Below are 18337 nucleotides of genomic sequence, written 5' to 3' on the forward strand. Positions count from 1 at the left end.
CCGTGGGACGGCGGCCGGGCCCTCGTGCGGCGCTGTCGGGCGGTCAGAACTTCTGCGCGCGGATGATGTCCTCCAGCGACCCGGTCGGAAGCTGTCCTTCCGGGCTCAGCTTGTCGACGGCCGCCGGCAGCGCCTGCGCGATCTGGTCGGCGGCCTCCTGCGGGCTGACGCCGGCCTGCGCGGCCGCCTTCTGCAGGGCCTCGTCGGGCACCGCCTCGGCGATCTGGGCGCCGCTGACCGCCTGGTTGTCGCCGGTGCCGATCCAGGACTGGGCCTGGTCGGCGAGGCCGGATTTGGTCAGCATGTCCAGCAGCCCGCCGAGCGGGTTGCTCCCACCGGCCTGGGAACCGCCGGCCTGCGAACCACCGGCCTGGGAACCGCCGGCCCCGCCCATGAGGGCGCCGAGCAGCGCACCGAGGATGTTGCCGCCGCCGGAGCTCGCGCCCTGGCCGCCGCTGCCACCCAGGAGGCCGCCGAGCAGGGAGCCGAGGTCGTTACCCGCCATCGTCATGCCTTTCGCAGAGGGACCGGGCCGCGCGGACAGCGGCACACCCGGCTTCGAGACACGGACAATGTCACCCATTGCGGACCATGCCGCCACCTGGCGCACACGTACACGCCCCCTGAGGTAGAACGATCCGCATGATCTTCCACATCGTCCCGCTCGCCGACTGGGCCGCCGCGCCCGAGCTCCCGTACGCCCCGCCCTCGCTGGAGGCCGAGGGGTTCGTCCACTGTTCCGCGGACCGCCCCACGGCGCTCGCGATCGTCGACGCGCACTACCGGTCGGTACCCGGGATCCTGCTCGCGGTGGAGCTCGACGAGGGCGTGCTGACCGCCGAGGTCCGCCGGGAGAGTGATTCCGGTGGCCGATATCCACATGTTCACGGTCCGCTGAACCGGGAAGCCGTGATCCACGTGTGGGAGGTCGTACGCACACCCGGCAGCCCTGCCTCACTGGCCCCATGGGAACCGGGCCGATGAACCGGCGCGGCAGGCTTCACCTGAGGCCCGCCGCAGGCCAGGATGCTGCACGCCATCCGGCCACGAAGCGAGGAGAGACTCATGAGCGACCTCACGCACACCGCCCGGCGCACGGTACTGACGATCGGCGCGGCCACCCTGGCAGGCGGCGCGATCACCGCCTGCGGCGCTGGAAGCGGCGAGAAGGCCTCCCCGGGGGAACCGAACGACGCTGCCGTCCAGCCCGCCGCCCCGGCCCCCGCCACCCCGTCGGACGCGGGCGCGGCCGGCAAGGCCCTCACCAAGAAGGCGGACGTGCCGGTGGGCGGCGGCAAGGTCTTCAAGGAGGAGAAGGTCGTGGTCACCCAGCCCAAGGCCGGCACCTTCAAGTGCTTCACGGCGGTCTGCCCCCACCAGGGCTGCCTGGTCAACAAGGTGGAGGACGGCAGCATCGACTGCCCCTGCCACAACAGCAAGTTCGCGATCGCCGACGGCGCGGTGACCAAGGGTCCGGCCACCAAGGGGCTGGCGGAGAAGAAGATCAAGGTCGCGGCGGACGGCAATATCTCGCTCGCATAGCGGCAGGTCAGGCGCCTACGCTCCCTTGATGGACGATCTGACGCTGGTACGGGACCACACGGTCTACCGGTGCGTGATGGGCTCCCGGGCGTTCGGACTGGCGACGGAGGCGAGCGACACCGACCTGCGCGGTGTCTACCTCGCCCCGACGCCGCTGTTCTGGCGGTTCGAGAAGCCCCCCACGCATGTGGAGGGCCCGCGGGACGAGGAGTTCTCCTGGGAGCTGGAGCGCTTCTGCGAACTCGCCCTGCGGGCCAACCCGAACATCCTGGAGTGCCTGCACTCCCCCCTGGTGGAAGAGGTCACCCCGGTCGGCGAGGAGTTGCTCTCCCTCCGCGGGGCCTTCCTCTCCCGCCGGGCCCACACCAGCTTCAGCCGGTACGCGGCCTCCCAGCGCGGCAAACTCCTCGCGGACGTCCGCATCCACGGCGCCCCGCGCTGGAAGCACGCCATGCACCTGCTGCGCCTGCTGCTGTCCTGCCGTGACCTCCTGCGCACCGGCCGGCTGACCATCGACGCCGGCCCGCACCGCGACCGCCTGCTCGCGGTCCGCCGCGGCGAGCTCGGCTGGGAGGAGGTCGACGCCTGGATGGCCCGCCTCCAGGAGGAGACGGAGAGCGCCCTGGCCTCCACCGTGCTGCCCGCGGAGCCGGACCACGCCCGGGTGCAGGACTTCCTGGTCCGCACCCGCCGCGCGTCAGCCGCGTAGCGTGCGCCGCCGTACGACGAACTCGTCGAGCGCGTCGTACGCCGTCGCCTGCTCGGGCAGCGCGGACGCGGCCTGCGCCGCGTCCAGCACGGCGTGCAGCGCCTCGAAGTCCTCGCGCACGCCGCCGACGGGCGGTCCCTCGTAGCCCCCGTGCTCGGCGGCCACCTTGGCCTCGATGAGGGCGGCGAGGTACGGGGGCGCCTCCGGCACCTCGGCCAGCAGGGTCGGCAGGTGCGCCTGCACCTCGGCCGACCGCATGAGGTGGATGCCGGTGAGCAGCGCCCGGAACGCGTAGAGCAGCGGTTTGAGTGCGGCGGCCTTCTCGAAGAGCCGCCACTGGGTGCCCGCGAATCCCCGGTAGTGGTGGGCGTGGTGGGAGGTCAGCACGCCGGGGGCCAGCGCGATCAGTTCCTCGTGCGCCGCCGTCGTGTGGACCACGAGCGGGGAGAGCAGCTGCTCCAGTACGTAGCCGTTGCGGTTCAGCATCAGGCGGACGAACTTGCGCAGGTCGTGCGTGACGAGGTCCATCTCCACGTCGTCCCGGTCCCACATGCGGGTCCGGGTCTCCTGCGGATCGCGCAGGCCCAGCAGGTCCCGCGCCGGGAGCAGGTGGGCGCCGCGCAGGTCGATGTCGGAGTCCCGGGACGGGAAGCCGTACAGGTGCGCGCCGGAGACCGTGGCGAAGAGCAGCGGGTCGGGCTGCTCCGCCACGACGGGGGTCAGGTCGATACTCAGTGCGTCCAGCATGGATCAAGCGTCCCAGAGGGTGCCGAAGGCCAGGAGTTCGTCCCGGTACTCGATGCGGCCCTCCCATTCGCGGGGCCATGCGTCCGCGCCGAGGTGGGCTCCGGCGAAGGCGCCCGCGAGGCAGGCGAGGGAGTCGGAGTCGCCGCGTGTGCAGGCGGCCCGGCGCAGCGCGGTCAGCGGCTCGTCGGGGAAGAGCAGGAAGCAGTGCAGGGCGGTGGCGAGGGCTTCCTCGGCTATCCAGCCGTCTCCCGTGGTCAGGCACGGGTCGGTCTCCGGGGAGGGGGAGCGCAGGGCGGCCGCGAGCCGGTCGAGGACCGCCAGGCACTCGTCCCAGCCCCGTGCGATGAAGGACTCCGGGGAGGCGTCGGACGCGGTCCGCATCCACAGGTCGCCCAGCCAGCGCTCGTGGTAGCGGGTCCGGTTCTCCAGGGCGTAGGAGCGCAGCCGTCCGACGAGCCCGGTCACCTCGGTGCCCTCGGCCAGCAGGTACACCGCCCGTGCGGTCAGGTCGGAGGCAGCGAGCGCCGTCGGGTGTCCGTGGGTGAGGGCCGACTGGAGCTGTGCGGCGCCGGCCCGCTCCTCCTCGGTCCAGTCCGGCACCAGCCCGACCGGGACCACCCGCATGTTGGCGCCGCAGCCCTTGGAGCCGATCTGGCTGGCGTCGCGCCAGTCCCGGTCCGGGGTGTCGAGCAGCCGGCAGGCCGTCATGCAGGTGCGGCCCGGGGCGCGGTTGTTCTCCGGGGAGTGGTACCAGTCGACGAACTCCTCGCGGACCGGCCGGGTCAGGCGCAGCGGGCCCACCGGGCCGCGCTCGGCCGCCGTGCGCATGCCGCGGGCCAGGGCGAGGGTCATCTGGGTGTCGTCCGTGACGAACGCCGGGCGCGGCAGGCGCATCTCGCGCCAGGGGCCCGTCTTGGCCAGGATCGAGGGCACGTCGTTGAATTCGGTCGGGAAGCCGAGGGCATCGCCCAGGGCCAGGCCGATCAGGGCGCCCGTCGCGGCTCGCTTGGTCATCGGGTGGTTCCTTCCGGTCGCAGCAGGGGAGGGTGGAGGGTGGTCGCGGGACCGGGCCGGTAGAGGGCGGCCGGTTTGCCGCGGCCGCCGGTCAGCCGGGCGGCGCCCGGTACGGCCTCGACGAATCCCGGCGTCGCCAGGACCTTGCGGCGGAAGTTGGGGCGGTCGAGGGTGGTGTTCCAGACGGTCTCGTAGACGGACTGCAGCTCGCCGAGGGTGAACTCGGGCGGGCAGAAGCCGGTGGCCAGGCAGGTGTACTCCAGCTTGGAGCCGATCCGCTCGCGTGCGTCCGCCAGGATCACCGCGTGGTCGAAGGCGAGTTCCGAGACCTCGTCCAGTGCGGTCCAGCGGGCGTGCGCCGCGTCCCCGCCGCCCTCGGCCGCCGGCTCCGGCAGGTCGGGGACGAGGGCGGTGAAGGCCACCGAGACCACCCGCATCCGGGGGTCGCGGTCGGGTTCGCTGTAGGTGCGCAGCTGCTCCAGGTGGAGCGCGGCCACGAGCCGGTCCGGCAGGCCGGTCTCCTCGGCCAGTTCGCGCCGGGCGGCGGTCTCGGCGGACTCCCGCGGCAGGACGAACCCGCCGGGCAGCGCCCAGGCCCCGGCGTACGGTTCCTGGCCGCGCCGGATCAGCAGGACGTGCAGGGCGCCGCCGCGCACGGTGAAGACGGCCAGGTCGACGGTCACCGCGAACGGCTCGAAGGCGTACGGGTCATAGCCGGCGGTCATCGGTTCTCCGGAAGGGGGTCGGTGAAGTGCCAGCCCTCGGCGAGCAGTCCGTCCACGGCCCGGACGGCTGCCTCCAGCCGGGCCGCCCGGTCCCCGCGTACGACGAGGAAACGCCTCCCGGTGCGCTCCAGTTCCGCCCGGAACCGCTCGGTCATCCAGGGCCGCAGCTGTGGCCCGTCCCGCAGTCCGTCGTCCTCGAAGGGCACGTCGGCGTGGTCGGTGAGCAGGTACAGGTCGCGCCGGGTGAGGTCGGCGATCCGCTCGACCTCCGTGTTCCGGCCGCCCATGTACCGCTCGTGCCAGATGGCGGTCGCGAAGGAGTCGGTGTCGCAGAACAGCACCGGGGAGCCGAGCCGGGCCGCGTGCTCCTCGTCCGCGTCCTGGCGGCGTGCGATGACCGGGAACTCCTGCGAGGTGAAGGACACGTCCGCCCAGGAGGCCGCCGGGTCGGCGGCGCGGGCCGCCGCCAGCTTCTCCTCGCTGTACCGGCGCCCGTACTCGGCGACCCAGCCCGTCTTGGCCCAGACGCCGCCGCGCCGCCGGTAGTGGTCCGCCAGGGCCCGCGAGAGCGTGGTGGTCCCGGTGGACTCCGCGCCGAGGACGACGACCCGCCGGGTCAGGGCGGCGCGGACGGCCGGCCCGAGGAACTCCCAGGAGCCGGCCGGGTCCTTGCGTACCGCCGTACCGGACACCGGGAACAGCGTCCGTTCCCGGTCCACCAGGACCTCCTCGGCGCCGAAGCGCCGGGCGAGCTCGCCGCCGTACTCCTCGGAGGTGAACACGGCGTCCACCCGCCCGGGGACGGCGCCGCGGAAGACGGCCATGTGCGCCTCCCAGATCTCCGGGTCGTGCAGGTCGACCGGTATGTCGTCCACCGCGCCGACGACGTCGGCCCCGGGGTGCGCCTCGCGCATCCAGGCGACCCGGTCGGCGAGCGGGACCGACTCGACGGAGGCCGCGCACACCAGCACGGTCAGTCGCTCGCACTGGTCCTGGGCGGTGCGTACGAGGTGGTGGTGCCCGGCGTGCGGCGGGTAGAACTTGCCGAGGACCAGGCCGTGGCCGTGGCGTCTCATGCCGTCGCCTCCGCCGCCGTACGGGCGCCGCGCGCCGGCAGGGTGCGCCGCCAGCCGAGGAGTCCGACCACGCACAGGGCGAGGAAGCCCACGTAGAGCGCGGAGGTCAGGTAGAGCCCCTTGTGCGCGTAGAGCGGGATGTAGACGAGGTCGGCGGCGATCCACAGCCACCAGGACTCCACGAGCTTGCGGCACTGCCCGTACGTGGCGACGAGCGAGAGCCCGGTGGTCAGCGCGTCCCAGAAGGGGACGGTGGAGTCGGTGGCCCGGCTCAGCAGCAGGGTGAGCGCGAGCACCCCCACCGCCCCCGCCGCGGCGAGCGCGGCCCATTCGGTGCGCGTGGTGCGGCGCACCGGCAGGGCCTCGGCGGATCCTGGTCCACCCCCGTGGGTCCAGGACCACCAGCCGTAGGCGGCGAGGGCGATGAAGACGATCTGGAGCCCGGCGTCGGCGTAGAGGCCGGCCTGGGCGAAGAGCACGATGAAGAAGACGTTGTTGGCGATCCCGATCGGCCAGTTGGCCACGTGCTGCCGGGCGACCAGCCAGACGCACAGGGCGCCGGTGGCGAAGCCCAGCACCTCGGTCCAGCTCATGGTCCAGCTCATGACGACCCCCCTCGGACTGTTTAATGGTCAGACTGACTATAAACAGTGATGGGGGTCCCCGACAAGCAGAAAACCCGCGGCGCCGTGGGGCACCGCGGGTTTTCTGCGATCGGACCGGCCGCCTGCGCGGCGGCCGGCCTGCGTCCTAGAGACCGACCTCGCGCATCAGCATGCCGACCTCGGTGTTGGTCAGGCGGCGCAGCCAGCCCGACTTCTGGTCGCCCAGCTCGATCGGACCGAAGGAGGTCCGGACGAGCTTCTCGACCGGGAAGCCGGCCTCCGCCATCATGCGGCGGACGATGTGCTTGCGGCCCTCGTGGAGGGTGACCTCGACCAGGTAGTTCTTGCCGACCTGGTCGACGACGCGGAAGTGGTCGGCGCGGGCGTAGCCGTCCTCCAGCTCGATGCCGTCCTTGAGCCGCTTGCCGATCTCGCGCGGCAGCGGGCCGGTGATGGCCGCCACGTACGTCTTCTTCACGCCGTACTTCGGGTGCGTGAGGCGGTGGGCCAGCTCACCGTGGTTGGTGAGCAGGATGATGCCCTCGGTCTCGGTGTCGAGCCGGCCGACGTGGAAGAGACGGGTCTCACGGTTGGTGACGTAGTCGCCGAGGCACTGACGGCCGTCCGGGTCCTCCATGGTGGAGACGACACCGGCGGGCTTGTTCAGCGCGAAGAACAGGTACGACTGGGTGGCGACGGTCAGGCCGTCCACCTTGATCTCGTCCTTCGGCAGGACGCGCTTGCCCTGCTCCAGCACGATCTCGCCATTGACCTCGACGCGGGCCTGCTCGATGAGCTCCTCGCAGGCGCGGCGCGAACCCATGCCGGCGCGGGCGAGCACCTTCTGCAGACGCTCACCCTCCTCCTCGGCACCCGGGAAGGTCTTCGGGGTCTTGACCACGGGCTTGTCGGCGTACCGGTCGCGCACGCGCTCCTCGATCCGCGCGTCCAGCTCGCGCGGGCGGGACTGGCCGCTACGGCTGCCGGGGCCGCTGCGCGGGCCGCCGGCGCCGCCGATGCCGGGGGTCTTGGAGGTCCGGGGACCGCCCTTGGCGCCACCGCGCGCCGCGGCGCCGCGGGCACCGCCGCCGCCCGCCTTGGGGCCGCTGCGTCCGCTGCGCTCGCCCTCGGGGCCTACGTCGTAGCGGCGCTCCTCGGGACGCGGGTTGCGGATGCGGGGGGCCGGCTGGTCGCGGTCGCGCGAGTCGGAGCCGCCGCCCTGGTAGCCGCCACCGCCCTGGTAGCCGCCGCCCGAGCTGCCGCCGCGGGAGCCGCCGCCCTGGTAGCCACCGCCCTGGTAGCCGCCGCGGGAGCCGCCGGAGCTGCCTCCACGGGAGCCGCCGCCGGAGCTGCCGCCGCGGGCACCGCCGCCGGAGCTGCCGGAGCCGCCGGAGCTGCCACCCCGGTAGCCGCCGCCGGAGCTGCCGCCGCGGGAGCCGCCGGAGCCGCTGCCACCGCCGGAGCCGCTCCCGCGGTAGCCACCGCCGCCGCTGGAGGAGCCGCCGCGGGCGTTACCGCGCCCGCCGCCACCGCCGCCGCCGCTGTTCCTGTTGCCGCCACCGTTGCCGTTGCCGCTGCTTCGCATCAAAGTTCCGTCGTCTTGTCGTCGTCTGCATCTGTGTCCGGTGCGTCCGGATCGAACGACGGAACACCTTCCTGCGTCTCGGCTTCGATCGCCTCCGCCTCGGGGAGGAAGGGCGCGAGCTCCGGGAGCTCGTCAAGACCGCGCAGGCCCATCCGCTCCAAAAAGTGGTTCGTCGTCCTGTACAGGATCGCACCTGTTTCGGGTTCCGTCCCCGCCTCCTCCACCAGACCCCGCTGGAGGAGGGTCCGCATGACCCCGTCGCAGTTGACCCCGCGGACCGCCGAGACCCGCGACCGGCTCACCGGCTGGCGGTACGCGACGACCGCCAGGGTCTCCAGGGCCGCCTGGGTGAGCCGGGCCTGCTGGCCGTCCAGTACGAAGCCCTCCACGGCCGGCGCGTACGCGGCCCGGGTGTAGAACCGCCAGCCGCCGGCGACCAGCCGCAGCTCGAAGCCCCGGCGGGCGGCCGTGTACTCGTCGGCGAGCTCCCGCAGCGCCTGCCCGACCTCGCGCGGGGTGCGCTCCAGCACCTTGGCCAGGTGCGCCTCGGTGGCCGGCTCGTCCACGACCATGAGCACGGCCTCCAGGGCCGGCTTCAGCTCCAGCGCGGCCACCGCGCTCACGTCGCCGTTCAATCCTTCGCCTCCACGATCTGGTCGAACTCGTCGGTCACGGTCGGCATGCCGTCGCCGTCCCCGCCGCTCCAGCGCACGGTGAGGGTCTGCAGGGCCTCCTCCTGGTCGAGGACGACCGCCTTCTCCCGGTAGAGCTCCAGCAGGGCCAGGAAGCGCGCGACGACGGTGAGGGTGTCCCCGGCGTCCTCGGTGAGCTCCTGGAAGGTGGCCTCGCCGCGCGCCTTCAGCATCCGCACCACGAGCCCGGCCTGCTCGCGCACGCTGACCAGGGGGGCGTGGATGTGGTCCACGTACACCTGGGGCTTGGCCTTGGGCTGCATGGCCTTCACGGCGAGCCGGGCGAACCCCTCCGGGCCGATGCTGATGACGACCTCGGGCAGCAGGTCCGCGTGGTGCGGCTCCAGCCCGACCGTCCGCGGGTACCGCCTGCCCTCGGCCTCCGCGCGCCGCTCGAAGATCTCGGCGATCTGCTTGTACGCCCGGTACTGGAGCAGGCGCGCGAAGAGCAGGTCCCGGGCCTCCAGCAGGGCCAGGTCCGCCTCGTCCTCGACCTCGGCGACCGGCAGCAGCCGGGCGGCCTTCAGATCGAGGAGGGTGGCGGCGACGACGAGGAACTCGGTGGTCTGGTCGAGGTCCCAGTCGGGCCCCATGGCCCGGATGTGCGCCATGAACTCGTCGGTGACCTTGGACAGCGCGACCTCGGTGACGTCGAGCTTGTGCCGCGAGATCAGCTGGAGCAGCAGGTCGAAGGGGCCCTCGAAGTTGGCGAGGCGCAGGGTGAACCGCCCGTCGCCGCCCGCGGGAGGCGCGGTGTCCGGGCGTACGGCCGCCCCGGCGTCGGGGGCCGGGCAGGACTCAGGAGGCTGCTGCTGCCCGTCTGCGGGCCCGGGGGAACGTTCCGGCTGGGTACCGCCCGCCGTCGGCGCGGGGCGCACAGCGGGCGCCTCAGGGGCTTCGGGGCCCGCTCCCCCCTCACGCGCGTCCGGTTGCCGGGCCGCGTCGGGGGCGCCGGGGCCGCGCCCCAGGACGCGCCGGGTCGGTCGGCCGGATTCGGCGGGGAAGGGCATCGCGGTCCAGAAGGTGCATGGGGGCGGCGTGGAGGGCCGGGCGCCGTGGCCGCGGCCACCAGCAGCCTACGGGCTCCCCCGCGCTCCCCGGTGGACCACCGCCCGGCACGGCGCCCACCGCCGGACCGGCGCTCCCCCGCCTGTACGGAGCCCCGTGGGGGCGGCTCCCCGCGCCGGGGCGAAGTTCCGGGGGACGGGGCCGCAGATCGCCCGGAGGCCCGGCCATCGGGCGGACGGCCGCCGGGTCCCGGCTCCGGGAGCGCGCGCCGCGGGCCGGGCGGCGACGCGCCGGCGGCCCGGACGGGCGGGGGCATCGGGAGAGCGGGCCCGCAGGGCGGTCAGCGGCCGCGCAGGCGCCGTACGAGGATGCTCGCGTCGCCGCGGGATTCCAGATCGGCGAGGACGACCGCGACCGCCTCGCGGACGATGCGGCCCCGGTCCACCGCCAGTCCGTGCTCCCCGCGCAGCACCAGCCGCGCGTGTTCCAGGTCCATGAGCTCCTCGGCGGAGACGTAGACCGTGATCTTCTCGTCGTGGCGCTCGCGGCCGCTGGGGCGCCGGTTCGCGCCCCGGCCCTGCCCCTTGCCCCGGCGGCCCGCGCCGGCCGGGGCGGACCCCACGGCGCCGGCCGGTCCGGCAGAACCTTCCTGCGGCCGCCTGGGCTGCCCCACGACGGGCCCGCCGGAGTCCGTGGTCTCCCGGCCGCGGCCCTCGCCCGCCGTGCCCTCGGCCGAAGTGGCCGAGTGTTCCGCGGCGGGCGCCTCCTCGGCCCCGCGCCGCGGTGAGGACGACTGGAGCGCCATCCCACCGGTCGTACGGAACAGTTCGTCGGCTCCGGGCAGACTCACTCGGCGGGACACCGGGCGAGCACCTCCCTGGCCAGCTGGCGGTAGGCGGCGGCGCCGACGGAGTTGGACGCGTACGTCGTGATCGGCTCACCGGCGACCGTGGTCTCCGGGAAGCGCACCGTGCGGCCGATGACCGTGTGGTAGACGTGGTCGTCGAAGGCCTCGACGACGCGCGCCAGCACCTCACGGCTGTGCACCGTACGGGAGTCGTACATCGTGGCGAGGATGCCGTCGAGCTCCAGCTCGGGGTTGAGCCGCTCCTGCACCTTCTCGATGGTCTCGGTCAGCAGCGCCACGCCGCGCAGCGCGAAGAACTCGCACTCCAGCGGGACGATGACCTTGTGAGCCGCCGTCAGGGCGTTGACGGTCAGCAGACCGAGCGAGGGCTGACAGTCGATCACGATGTAGTCGTAGTCGGCCATCAGGGGCTTCAGGGCCCGCTGCAGGGTGGACTCGCGCGCGACCTCACTGACCAACTGCACCTCGGCAGCGGACAGGTCGATGTTGCTCGGCAGCAGGTCCATGTTGGGGACCGCCGTCTTGAGCAGCACCTCGTCGGCCGACATGCCCCGCTCCATGAGCAGGTTGTAGACCGTCAGGTCGAGTTCCATCGGGTTCACGCCGAGACCCACGGACAGCGCGCCCTGCGGGTCGAAGTCGACGAGCAGCACGCGGCGCCCGTACTCGGCGAGCGCGGCACCCAGGTTGATGGTCGACGTGGTCTTGCCCACGCCGCCCTTCTGGTTGCACATCGCGATGATCTTCGCCGGACCGTGGTCGGTCAGCGGACCCGGGATGGGGAAGTACGGAAGCGGGCGTCCGGTCGGGCCGATCCGCTCACGGCGCTGACGGGCAGCGTCGGGGGCGAGAGTGGCCGCGTACTCGGGGTCCGGTTCGTACTCCGCGTCGGGGTCGTAGAAGTGCCCCTCGGGCACATTTTCGTAGTCGGCGAAACCCACGGGCTTTTCGCCGCTCAGGTCGCCGGCCCTGGAGTTCACGTCTAGGCCGTCCATGCTCTTTTGGGGCGTCGTCATGTGCTGGTGGTTTGCGAAGGTGCGTACTGCGACGGAGCCGACGGCTTCGAGCCCGGTAGGGCCCTGGCCCCGCTCAGGCATCCCTGCTCGACCACCCCCAGGAGCAAATGTCGACTCATTCACAAGTCGTCTTACCTCCTCGGACGTGACCAGGACACTTATCGATAGGTCAGCGTGGCACCATGCCGACGGTTGGCGACTCTATGGCGTGTCACCGCCCAGCGGCAACACAATCCGCCGGACCCGGCACGATGTGTCGGCAACCGAACACCACTCTGTCAAGGGCGCACGAGCTGTCGCTGCGAAGTTTCGCGGGTGTGCGAAAGGGTTAAAGGGTTACGTTCGAGGCGAGTTGAACGGGGTCCCGGGGCACCCCGCAAACGCGCCCGGCCGGACCTTGCGGGCAAGGTCCGGCCGGATACGTGAGATTGACGTCAGTCGTTGACGTGTCAGCCGAGCAGCGTGCTCAGCTCAAGGGTCTCAAGGCCGTGGGCCTCGGCGACGGGACCGTAAACGACCTGGCCGTCATGGGTGTTGAGGCCCAGCGCGAGCGCGGCGTCACGACGCAGCGCCTCGACCCAGCCGAGGTTGGCGAGCTGCACGATGTAGGGCAGCGTCGCGTTCGTCAGCGCGTAGGTGGAGGTGTTCGGAACCGCGCCCGGCATGTTGGCGACGCAGTAGAAGACCGAGTTGTGGACCATGAAGGTCGGCTCGGCGTGAGTGGTCGGACGGGAGTCCTCGAAGCAGCCGCCCTGGTCGATCGCAATGTCGACAAGGACACTTCCGGGCTTCATCTTGGCGACGAGCTCGTTGGTGACCAGCTTCGGGGCCTTCGCACCCGGGATCAGCACCGCGCCGATGACGAGGTCGGCCTCGACGACGGCCTTCTCCAGCTCGAAGGCGTTGGAGACGATCGTCTTGATCTTCGTGCCGAAGATCTTGTCGGCCTCGCGGAGCTTGTTGATGTCGCGGTCGAGCAGGGTCACGTGGAAGCCCATGCCGATGGCGATCTGCGCGGCGTTCCAGCCGGAGACGCCGCCGCCGATGACGACGCACTCGCCGGCGTGGGTGCCGGGGACACCGCCGGGGAGGACGCCACGGCCGCCGGCCGAGCGCATCAGGTGGTAGGCGCCGACCTGCGGGGCCAGGCGGCCCGCGACCTCGGACATCGGGGCGAGCAGCGGAAGCGCGCGGTTGGCGAGCTCGACCGTCTCGTAGGCGATGGCGGTGGTGCCGGACTCCAGCAGGGCGTCCGTGCACTCGCGGGAGGCCGCGAGGTGCAGGTAGGTGAAGAGCGTCTGGTCCTTGCGGAGGCGGTGGTACTCCTCCGCGATGGGCTCCTTGACCTTGAGCAGAAGGTCGGCGGTGGCCCAGACCTCGTCGGCGGTACCGAGGATCTCGGCGCCGGCCGAGACGTACTCGGCGTCCGTGATCGAGGAGCCCACACCGGCGTTCTGCTCGATGAAGACCTGGTGGCCGCCTCGGACCAGCTCATGCACGCCGGCGGGCGTGATGGCGACCCGGAACTCGTTGTTCTTGACCTCGCGGGGGATGCCGACCTTCATCGTCGATCACGGTCCTTGGCTCAGGGGATATTACGGGGCACTTCCATACATACCCGCCCACAAGAACGCGCAACGGGATGCACCACGGGAAGCCGCGGTGAACCCAGTCTAATGAAGGATGAGTCGCTGTCTAGCCTTGCAAACCAATAATCTCAGTCGGAAGCACTACGGATTTCGCAGGCTGCGGGGTCATCTCCCAGCAATCTGTCGGCTGCGGAGCGGTGCAGCCTGGCAGCCGCGGGGTCCCCCAGCCTGTCCAGCGTGTCGGCCAGCCGGACCTGCAGTGCGGCCTGAAGTCGCTGGTCGCCCGCCCTGCGTGCCAGCTCCACCGCCTCGCGGCAGGTGTGCAGCGATTCCTCGGGCCGGCCGGCGTACTCCTGGACCCGCGCCATCTCACTCAACGCCTTGGCCTGACCGGGGACATCGGCCAGCTTCCGGTAGCCCGCGGCGGCCGCCCGCCAGCTGCGCAGCGCGTCCCCGTACCGCCCCGCGTAGGTGTGGACGTTCCCGAGCCGCCCGTACAGCCGGGCCTCGTCCGCGCGCTCGCCCCGCGCGAGGGCCTGGGAGAGCGCCCGGCCGAACCAGTCGGAGGCCCGGTGCCAGTCCGCCAGCTCCTGGTAGGCGCCGCCTACGGATTCCATCGCGCGGCCCGTCGCGTACGGGTCGTTCGCGGCCCGTCCGGCGTCCAGCGCGGCCCGGTAGCGCTCCAGGGCCTCCTGGGTCCGGCCGGTCTCGGCGTCCAGGTCGGCCAGGTTCAGCAGCGCGGCGGCCTGCTCCCGGCGCAGATTGCGCCGCTCGGCCACGTCCAGGACCAGGCGGTGCAGCCCGTACAGCTCGGGGGCGGCCCCGGCCGTGCCCCGGTGGTCCGCCAGCGCCCGCACGAGGGCCGCGACCAGCCGGCGGGCCAGGGTGTCCAGCTCCCCGTCGGCCACGGCCAGGGAGGCGGCCGCGGTGAGCGCGGGCAGCCGGGTGTCCAGCCAGGTGGCGGCGGCCCGCCGGTCGGGGAACCGCAGGGCGCGCGGCAGGCCGTCCAGCAGCTCGCGGAGGCCGTCGTCGACGGCGGCGTCCACCCCGGGCTCCTCGGCCTCGGCCATGGCCCGGCAGGAGTGCAGCAGCCGTACGGTGCGCTCCAGCATGCGGGCCCGGGCCAGCTGGACCTCGGCGGGGCGTTCCTTGGCCTCCAGGAGGGCCTGGAGCAGCGGCGCGAGACAGCCGGGCAGCAGGAAGAGGCCGTCGCGGGAGGGGCGGACGAGGCCCAGCCCGGCGAAGTCGTCCAGGGTGGACTGGGCGGCGGCCACGGAGCAGCCGGCGAGGGCGGAGGCGGTGTGCGAGTCGACGATGCCGGCCGGGGCGAGCGGCAGCAGCCGCAGGGTCCGCTGGGCGGGCTGCGGCAGAGACTCGTAGACCAGCCGGAAGCCGCGGGCGAGCGGGCCGCCGGTGGTGGCGGGCATGTCGTGGAGCTGCTTGGCCACGTCGGCGACGGAGGCCTTGGGGTGGGCGGCGAGCCACCCGCCGACGAGGACGAGCGCGGCGGGCTGGCCCCCGCACTCCTCGGCGAGGGCCTCGGCGGCCCGGGGGTCGGCGGTGACGCGGGTGTCGCCGATGCGCTGCGCGAGCAGTTCCACGGCGGAGGGGGTGTCGAGCCCGCCGAGGGTGCAGGGCCGGACGTCGGGGATCCCGGTGAGCGGCCCCTCGGCGGTGACCACGACGAGGCACTCGGGGGTGTCCGGCAGCAGGGCGTCCACCTGCTCGGGGTCGGCGGCGTCGTCGACCAGGATGATGACCCGGCGGCCTTCGAGGGCGGTGCGCAGGGCGGAGCTCAGCTCGTCCTCACCGGCCCCGGGCGGGGTGGGCCGCCCCAGTCCCTCCAACAGGCTCCGGACGGCCCGCTCGGTGGCCACGGTCTCCCCGCCGGGGGCGGTGAGCCGGGTGCGGACGACTCCGTCGGGGTACTCCTCGGCGACCTCGCGCACGAAGGCCTCGGCGAGGGCCGTGCGCCCGGAGCCGGGCCGCCCGGCGACGAGCAGCACCCGGGCCCGGGGCGCCTTGGCCTTGCGGCCGGAGAGGGTGTCGAGCCCGGTCCGCGCGATGTCCTCGCGCAGCTCCTTGAGCTCACGCCGCCGCCCGACGAAATCCGCCACGGATCCGCTCCTCTCCCTGCCACCGGATTGCGAGCGTAGTTCACGCAGAGCGACGACCCGGGTGGAGCGCGGCGGGCAAATCCCCCAATCGGATCAGCAGATGGGCCTATTTTTCACGCGCAGCTCGCGCGGCGCGCCCGGCCGGCACCCCGCGGACGCGCCCTGGGTGGTGTCGTGCCGACGAGCCCGGCGGGATCGCCAGGAGGCCCCCTAAGCCTCGTAGGGGCGGGCCGGCCAGGGGGCCAGGGCCGGGCGCAGGGCGTCGATGCCGCCCTCGGAGGCGAGGGCCGCCGTGAGGGCCAGTACCCCGGTCACCAGCCCCGGGTTGTGCAGCTCGCCCGCCAGCACCCCGCGGACCAGGTCCGCGAGCGGGACCCGGGCGATCTCCATGTCCGCCTCCTCCTCGGAGACCTCGTACCGCTCCCCCTCGGCCTCCGCCAGATCCCGCGCGAGGAAGATCCGGACGGCCTCGTCGGATCCGCCGGGCGAGGTGAAGAAGTCGGCCAGCACCCGCCACTCGCCCGCCTTGGCGTGCGCCTCCTCGTACAGCTCCCGCTGGGCCGCGTGCAGCGGGTTCTCGCCGGGTACGTCCAGCAGTCCGGCCGGGAGCTCCCACAGCCGGTGCCGCACCGGGTGGCGGAACTGCTTGAGGACCAGCACCCGCTGCTCCTCGTCGAGGGCGAGGACGCACACCGAGCCCGGGTGCACCTGGTAGTCGCGGCGGACCACCGAGCTGTCGGGCATCCGCACCTGGTCCGACTTAACGGCCGTCTTCGCGCCCTCGAACGGGGTACGTGAGGCGACGACCGCCCACGACTCCGGTGTGTCCACGATGTCGTTGCCCATGGCCATGGCCGATACCTTCCCCGAGAACGCGACAGCCGGGACACGGTCCGTGCCCCGGCTGCCTACGTTATGCGGTCAGGCTCTCACTTCGCGGACTGCTGCCGCTCCACGGCCGCCTTCACCAGGCCGGCGAAGAGCGGGTGCGGGCGCGTCGGGCGCGAGCGCAGCTCCGGGTGGGCCTGGGTGGCCACCAGGTAGGGGTGCACCTCGCGCGGGTACTCGACGTACTCGACGAGCTTGTTGTCCGGGGAGGTGCCGGAGAAGACGAGGCCCGCCTTCTTCTCCAGCTCGCCGCGGTAGGAGTTGTTGACCTCGTAGCGGTGCCGGTGGCGCTCGTCCACGTAGGCCTCGTCGCCGTAGACCTCACGGACGATGGAGCCCTCGGCGAGCTTGGCCGGGTACATGCCCAGGCGCATCGTTCCGCCCAGGTCGCCCGCGCCCTCGACGAAGGCCAGCTGCTCCTCCATGGTCGAGATGACCGGGTGCGGGGTGGAGGCGTCGAACTCGGTGGAGTTGGCGTCCTCGATGCCCGCGAGGTTGCGCGCGGCCTCGATGACCACGCACTGCAGGCCCAGGCACAGGCCGAGCAGCGGGATCTTGTTCTCGCGGGCGTAGGTGATCGCGCCGACCTTGCCGTTGACGCCGCGGTCGCCGAAGCCGCCGGGCACGCAGATCGCGTCCACGTCGCCGAGCACCGCCGCGGCACCGGCCGGGGTCTTGCAGTCGTCGGAGGTGACCCACTTGATCTGGACCCGGGCCTTGTTGGCGAAACCGCCGGCGCGCAGCGCCTCGGTCACCGACAGGTAGGCGTCGGGCAGGTCGATGTACTTGCCGACGAGCGCGACCTTGACCTCGTGGTCGGGGTTGTGGACCCGGTCGAGCAGGTCCTCCCACACCGTCCAGTCGACATCGCGGAACGGCAGGTCGAGCTTGCGCACGACGTACGCGTCCAGGCCCTCGGTGTGCAGGACCTTCGGGATGTCGTAGATCGACTTGGCGTCGATCGCCGCGACCACGGCCGCCTCGTCCACGTCGCACATCAGCGAGATCTTGCGCTTGATGGAGGTGGGGACTTCACGGTCGGCGCGCAGCACGATGGCGTCGGGCTGGATGCCGATGTTGCGCAGGGCCGCGACCGAGTGCTGGGTCGGCTTGGTCTTGAGCTCACCGGAGGGGCCGATGTAGGGGAGCAGCGAGATGTGCACGACGAAGACGTTGTCGCGGCCGACCTCGTGGCGCACCTGGCGGACGGTCTCCAGGAACGGCAGCGACTCGATGTCGCCGACGGTGCCGCCGACCTCGGTGATGACGACGTCGACGTCCTCGGTCGCCATGCGGCGGATGCGGTGCTTGATCTCGTTGGTGATGTGCGGGATGACCTGCACGGTGTCACCGAGGTACTCGCCGCGGCGCTCCTTGGCGATGACCGTGTTGTAGACCTGGCCGGTGGTGACGTTGGCCGAGCCGTCGAGGTCGACGTCGAGGAAGCGCTCGTAGTGGCCGATGTCCAGGTCGGTCTCGGCGCCGTCGTTGGTGACGAACACCTCGCCGTGCTGGAACGGGTTCATCGTGCCGGGGTCGACGTTCAGGTACGGGTCGAGCTTCTGCATCGTGACCCGCAGACCGCGCGCCTTCAGCAGCGCACCCAGGCTGGAGGCCGTCAGGCCCTTGCCGAGGGAGGAAGCGACACCCCCGGTGACGAAGATGTGCTTGGTCGTCATGGATTTGGGCGGCATCGCCAAGAGGGGGCTCCCGTGGTCGCGAGGTGAGGTGCGTCCGGCGCCGGCCACCCTCGATCCGGAAGGGTCTCGGGGGGCGCCGAAGCTGCGGTTTCGGGGCTCCTGATTCGCACAGGCAGACCACCGGTCCACGGGGTACCAGCCTATCAGCGCCCGGAGCGGTCCGCCTCCGGGCACGCGGCGCGCACGCTCGGTCCGGGAGCGCCGAAGTGCGCCGGGGCGGCATCGCCGCTGCTCACCCGTTCGGCCCAGCCGCATTCTCCACAGGCTCACGTAGATCACTAGGGTGCCGTCATATCCTGCTCGGATATTGCACACATCACCGCCGGGCAGTCCGTCAGACGGCCTAACCGAGCCGATATACGGAATCATGGGCTCACGCGGAGATCCCTGCACACAGGAGACCGCGCAACCGCGCAATGCAAGCGCCCTTCGGGGCGGACGTGGCCGTTCGACTGG

18 protein-coding genes are annotated in these 18337 nt (G+C 72.5%); 3 read left to right on the plus strand and 15 right to left on the minus strand.

Going from position 1 to position 18337, the window contains the following annotated elements; genetic code table 11:
* Nucleotides 1-43 precede the first annotated feature (43 nt).
* The gene (locus ACFY0D_RS37210; protein ID WP_390802315.1) at nt 44-505 is read right to left on the minus strand and encodes a YidB family protein; all 462 of its coding nucleotides are present in this window, start codon (nt 503-505) and stop codon (nt 44-46) included.
* Nucleotides 506-642: 137 nt separating this feature from the next.
* Between ACFY0D_RS37210 and ACFY0D_RS37215 the strand changes: the two genes are divergently transcribed.
* The 3 genes from ACFY0D_RS37215 (at nt 643) to ACFY0D_RS37225 (ending at nt 2251) form a co-directional block, all read left to right on the plus strand.
* Nucleotides 643-984, plus strand: coding sequence for a DUF952 domain-containing protein (locus ACFY0D_RS37215; RefSeq protein WP_301372060.1), 342 nt, complete (start codon nt 643-645; stop codon nt 982-984).
* Between the two features lie 81 nt (nt 985-1065).
* Nucleotides 1066-1542, plus strand: a complete 477-nt coding sequence (locus ACFY0D_RS37220) for a Rieske (2Fe-2S) protein (protein WP_390802316.1) — start codon at nt 1066-1068, stop codon at nt 1540-1542.
* Nucleotides 1543-1570: 28 nt separating this feature from the next.
* The gene (locus ACFY0D_RS37225; protein WP_390802317.1) at nt 1571-2251 is read left to right on the plus strand and encodes a DNA polymerase beta superfamily protein; all 681 of its coding nucleotides are present in this window, start codon (nt 1571-1573) and stop codon (nt 2249-2251) included.
* On the opposite strand, the gene ACFY0D_RS37230 is transcribed toward ACFY0D_RS37225, so the two are convergent.
* The 14 genes from ACFY0D_RS37230 to ACFY0D_RS37295 form a co-directional block, all read right to left on the minus strand.
* A complete protein-coding gene (locus ACFY0D_RS37230; RefSeq protein ID WP_390802318.1) occupies nt 2240-2998 on the minus strand; it encodes a DNA polymerase beta superfamily protein in 759 nt (252 codons plus the stop codon). The two genes, ACFY0D_RS37225 and ACFY0D_RS37230, sit on opposite strands and share 12 nt — an antisense overlap.
* Nucleotides 2999-3001: 3 nt before the next feature.
* On the minus strand, nt 3002-4012 hold the full coding sequence (locus ACFY0D_RS37235; RefSeq protein ID WP_390802319.1) for an ADP-ribosylglycohydrolase family protein: 1011 nt from the start codon (nt 4010-4012) through the stop codon (nt 3002-3004).
* Nucleotides 4009-4737 (minus strand): NUDIX domain-containing protein, encoded by a 729-nt coding sequence (locus ACFY0D_RS37240; RefSeq protein ID WP_390802320.1) that lies wholly within the window; start codon nt 4735-4737, stop codon nt 4009-4011. Before ACFY0D_RS37240 ends, ACFY0D_RS37235 begins: the two co-directional genes overlap by 4 nt.
* Nucleotides 4734-5813 carry an AAA family ATPase gene (locus tag ACFY0D_RS37245; protein ID WP_390802321.1) on the minus strand — a complete coding sequence of 360 codons (1080 nt, stop codon included), beginning with the start codon at nt 5811-5813 and terminating at the stop codon, nt 4734-4736. Before ACFY0D_RS37245 ends, ACFY0D_RS37240 begins: the two co-directional genes overlap by 4 nt.
* Entirely contained in the window at nt 5810-6418 is a 609-nt protein-coding gene (pnuC, locus tag ACFY0D_RS37250) for a nicotinamide riboside transporter PnuC (RefSeq protein WP_390802322.1), read from the minus strand. Before pnuC ends, ACFY0D_RS37245 begins: the two co-directional genes overlap by 4 nt.
* Nucleotides 6419-6563: 145 nt before the next feature.
* A complete protein-coding gene (locus tag ACFY0D_RS37255; protein WP_390802323.1) occupies nt 6564-8003 on the minus strand; it encodes a pseudouridine synthase in 1440 nt (479 codons plus the stop codon).
* Nucleotides 8003-8626: an SMC-Scp complex subunit ScpB gene (scpB, locus tag ACFY0D_RS37260; protein WP_376165076.1), complete on the minus strand. Its 624-nt coding sequence runs from the start codon at nt 8624-8626 to the stop codon at nt 8003-8005. Before scpB ends, ACFY0D_RS37255 begins: the two co-directional genes overlap by 1 nt.
* A gap of 8 nt (nt 8627-8634) precedes the next feature.
* Nucleotides 8635-9705, minus strand: coding sequence for a segregation/condensation protein A (locus tag ACFY0D_RS37265; protein WP_390802324.1), 1071 nt, complete (start codon nt 9703-9705; stop codon nt 8635-8637).
* 338 nt (nt 9706-10043) lie between these two features.
* On the minus strand, nt 10044-10565 hold the full coding sequence (locus tag ACFY0D_RS37270) for a hypothetical protein (RefSeq protein WP_390802325.1): 522 nt from the start codon (nt 10563-10565) through the stop codon (nt 10044-10046).
* Entirely contained in the window at nt 10550-11668 is a 1119-nt protein-coding gene (locus tag ACFY0D_RS37275; protein WP_351160871.1) for a ParA family protein, read from the minus strand. The genes ACFY0D_RS37270 and ACFY0D_RS37275 overlap by 16 nt, the downstream gene beginning before the upstream one ends.
* 368 nt (nt 11669-12036) lie before the next feature.
* On the minus strand, nt 12037-13152 hold the full coding sequence (ald, locus tag ACFY0D_RS37280; protein ID WP_390802326.1) for an alanine dehydrogenase: 1116 nt from the start codon (nt 13150-13152) through the stop codon (nt 12037-12039).
* 152 nt (nt 13153-13304) lie between these two features.
* Nucleotides 13305-15293: a tetratricopeptide repeat protein gene (locus tag ACFY0D_RS37285; RefSeq protein ID WP_390802327.1), complete on the minus strand. Its 1989-nt coding sequence runs from the start codon at nt 15291-15293 to the stop codon at nt 13305-13307.
* A gap of 210 nt (nt 15294-15503) precedes the next feature.
* A complete protein-coding gene (locus ACFY0D_RS37290) occupies nt 15504-16139 on the minus strand; it encodes an NUDIX domain-containing protein (protein WP_390802345.1) in 636 nt (211 codons plus the stop codon).
* Between the two features lie 83 nt (nt 16140-16222).
* On the minus strand, nt 16223-17875 hold the full coding sequence (locus ACFY0D_RS37295) for a CTP synthase (protein WP_390802328.1): 1653 nt from the start codon (nt 17873-17875) through the stop codon (nt 16223-16225).
* Between the last annotated feature and the right edge of the window lie 462 nt (nt 17876-18337).

The sequence above is a fragment of the Streptomyces sp. NPDC001502 genome (genome assembly GCF_042894785.1).
In the GTDB taxonomy this organism is placed as follows: domain Bacteria; phylum Actinomycetota; class Actinomycetes; order Streptomycetales; family Streptomycetaceae; genus Streptomyces; species Streptomyces kutzneri.

Excerpts from the sequence above, each read along its gene's own strand:
- ACFY0D_RS37220 (WP_390802316.1), top strand. The coding sequence starts at position 1,066 with ATGAGCGACCTCACGCACACCGCCCGGCGCACGGTACTGACGATCGGC.
- ACFY0D_RS37210 (WP_390802315.1), bottom strand. The coding sequence starts at position 505 with ATGGCGGGTAACGACCTCGGCTCCCTGCTCGGCGGCCTCCTGGGTGGC.
- ACFY0D_RS37295 (WP_390802328.1), bottom strand. The coding sequence starts at position 17,875 with ATGCCGCCCAAATCCATGACGACCAAGCACATCTTCGTCACCGGGGGT.
- ACFY0D_RS37275 (WP_351160871.1), bottom strand. The coding sequence starts at position 11,668 with ATGCCTGAGCGGGGCCAGGGCCCTACCGGGCTCGAAGCCGTCGGCTCC.
- ald (WP_390802326.1), bottom strand. The coding sequence starts at position 13,152 with ATGAAGGTCGGCATCCCCCGCGAGGTCAAGAACAACGAGTTCCGGGTC.
- ACFY0D_RS37255 (WP_390802323.1), bottom strand. The coding sequence starts at position 8,003 with ATGCGAAGCAGCGGCAACGGCAACGGTGGCGGCAACAGGAACAGCGGC.
- ACFY0D_RS37240 (WP_390802320.1), bottom strand. The coding sequence starts at position 4,737 with ATGACCGCCGGCTATGACCCGTACGCCTTCGAGCCGTTCGCGGTGACC.
- ACFY0D_RS37265 (WP_390802324.1), bottom strand. The coding sequence starts at position 9,705 with ATGCCCTTCCCCGCCGAATCCGGCCGACCGACCCGGCGCGTCCTGGGG.
- ACFY0D_RS37215 (WP_301372060.1), top strand. The coding sequence starts at position 643 with ATGATCTTCCACATCGTCCCGCTCGCCGACTGGGCCGCCGCGCCCGAG.
- ACFY0D_RS37245 (WP_390802321.1), bottom strand. The coding sequence starts at position 5,813 with ATGAGACGCCACGGCCACGGCCTGGTCCTCGGCAAGTTCTACCCGCCG.
- ACFY0D_RS37225 (WP_390802317.1), top strand. The coding sequence starts at position 1,571 with ATGGACGATCTGACGCTGGTACGGGACCACACGGTCTACCGGTGCGTG.
- ACFY0D_RS37235 (WP_390802319.1), bottom strand. The coding sequence starts at position 4,012 with ATGACCAAGCGAGCCGCGACGGGCGCCCTGATCGGCCTGGCCCTGGGC.
- ACFY0D_RS37290 (WP_390802345.1), bottom strand. The coding sequence starts at position 16,139 with ATGGGCAACGACATCGTGGACACACCGGAGTCGTGGGCGGTCGTCGCC.
- pnuC (WP_390802322.1), bottom strand. The coding sequence starts at position 6,418 with ATGAGCTGGACCATGAGCTGGACCGAGGTGCTGGGCTTCGCCACCGGC.
- ACFY0D_RS37230 (WP_390802318.1), bottom strand. The coding sequence starts at position 2,998 with ATGCTGGACGCACTGAGTATCGACCTGACCCCCGTCGTGGCGGAGCAG.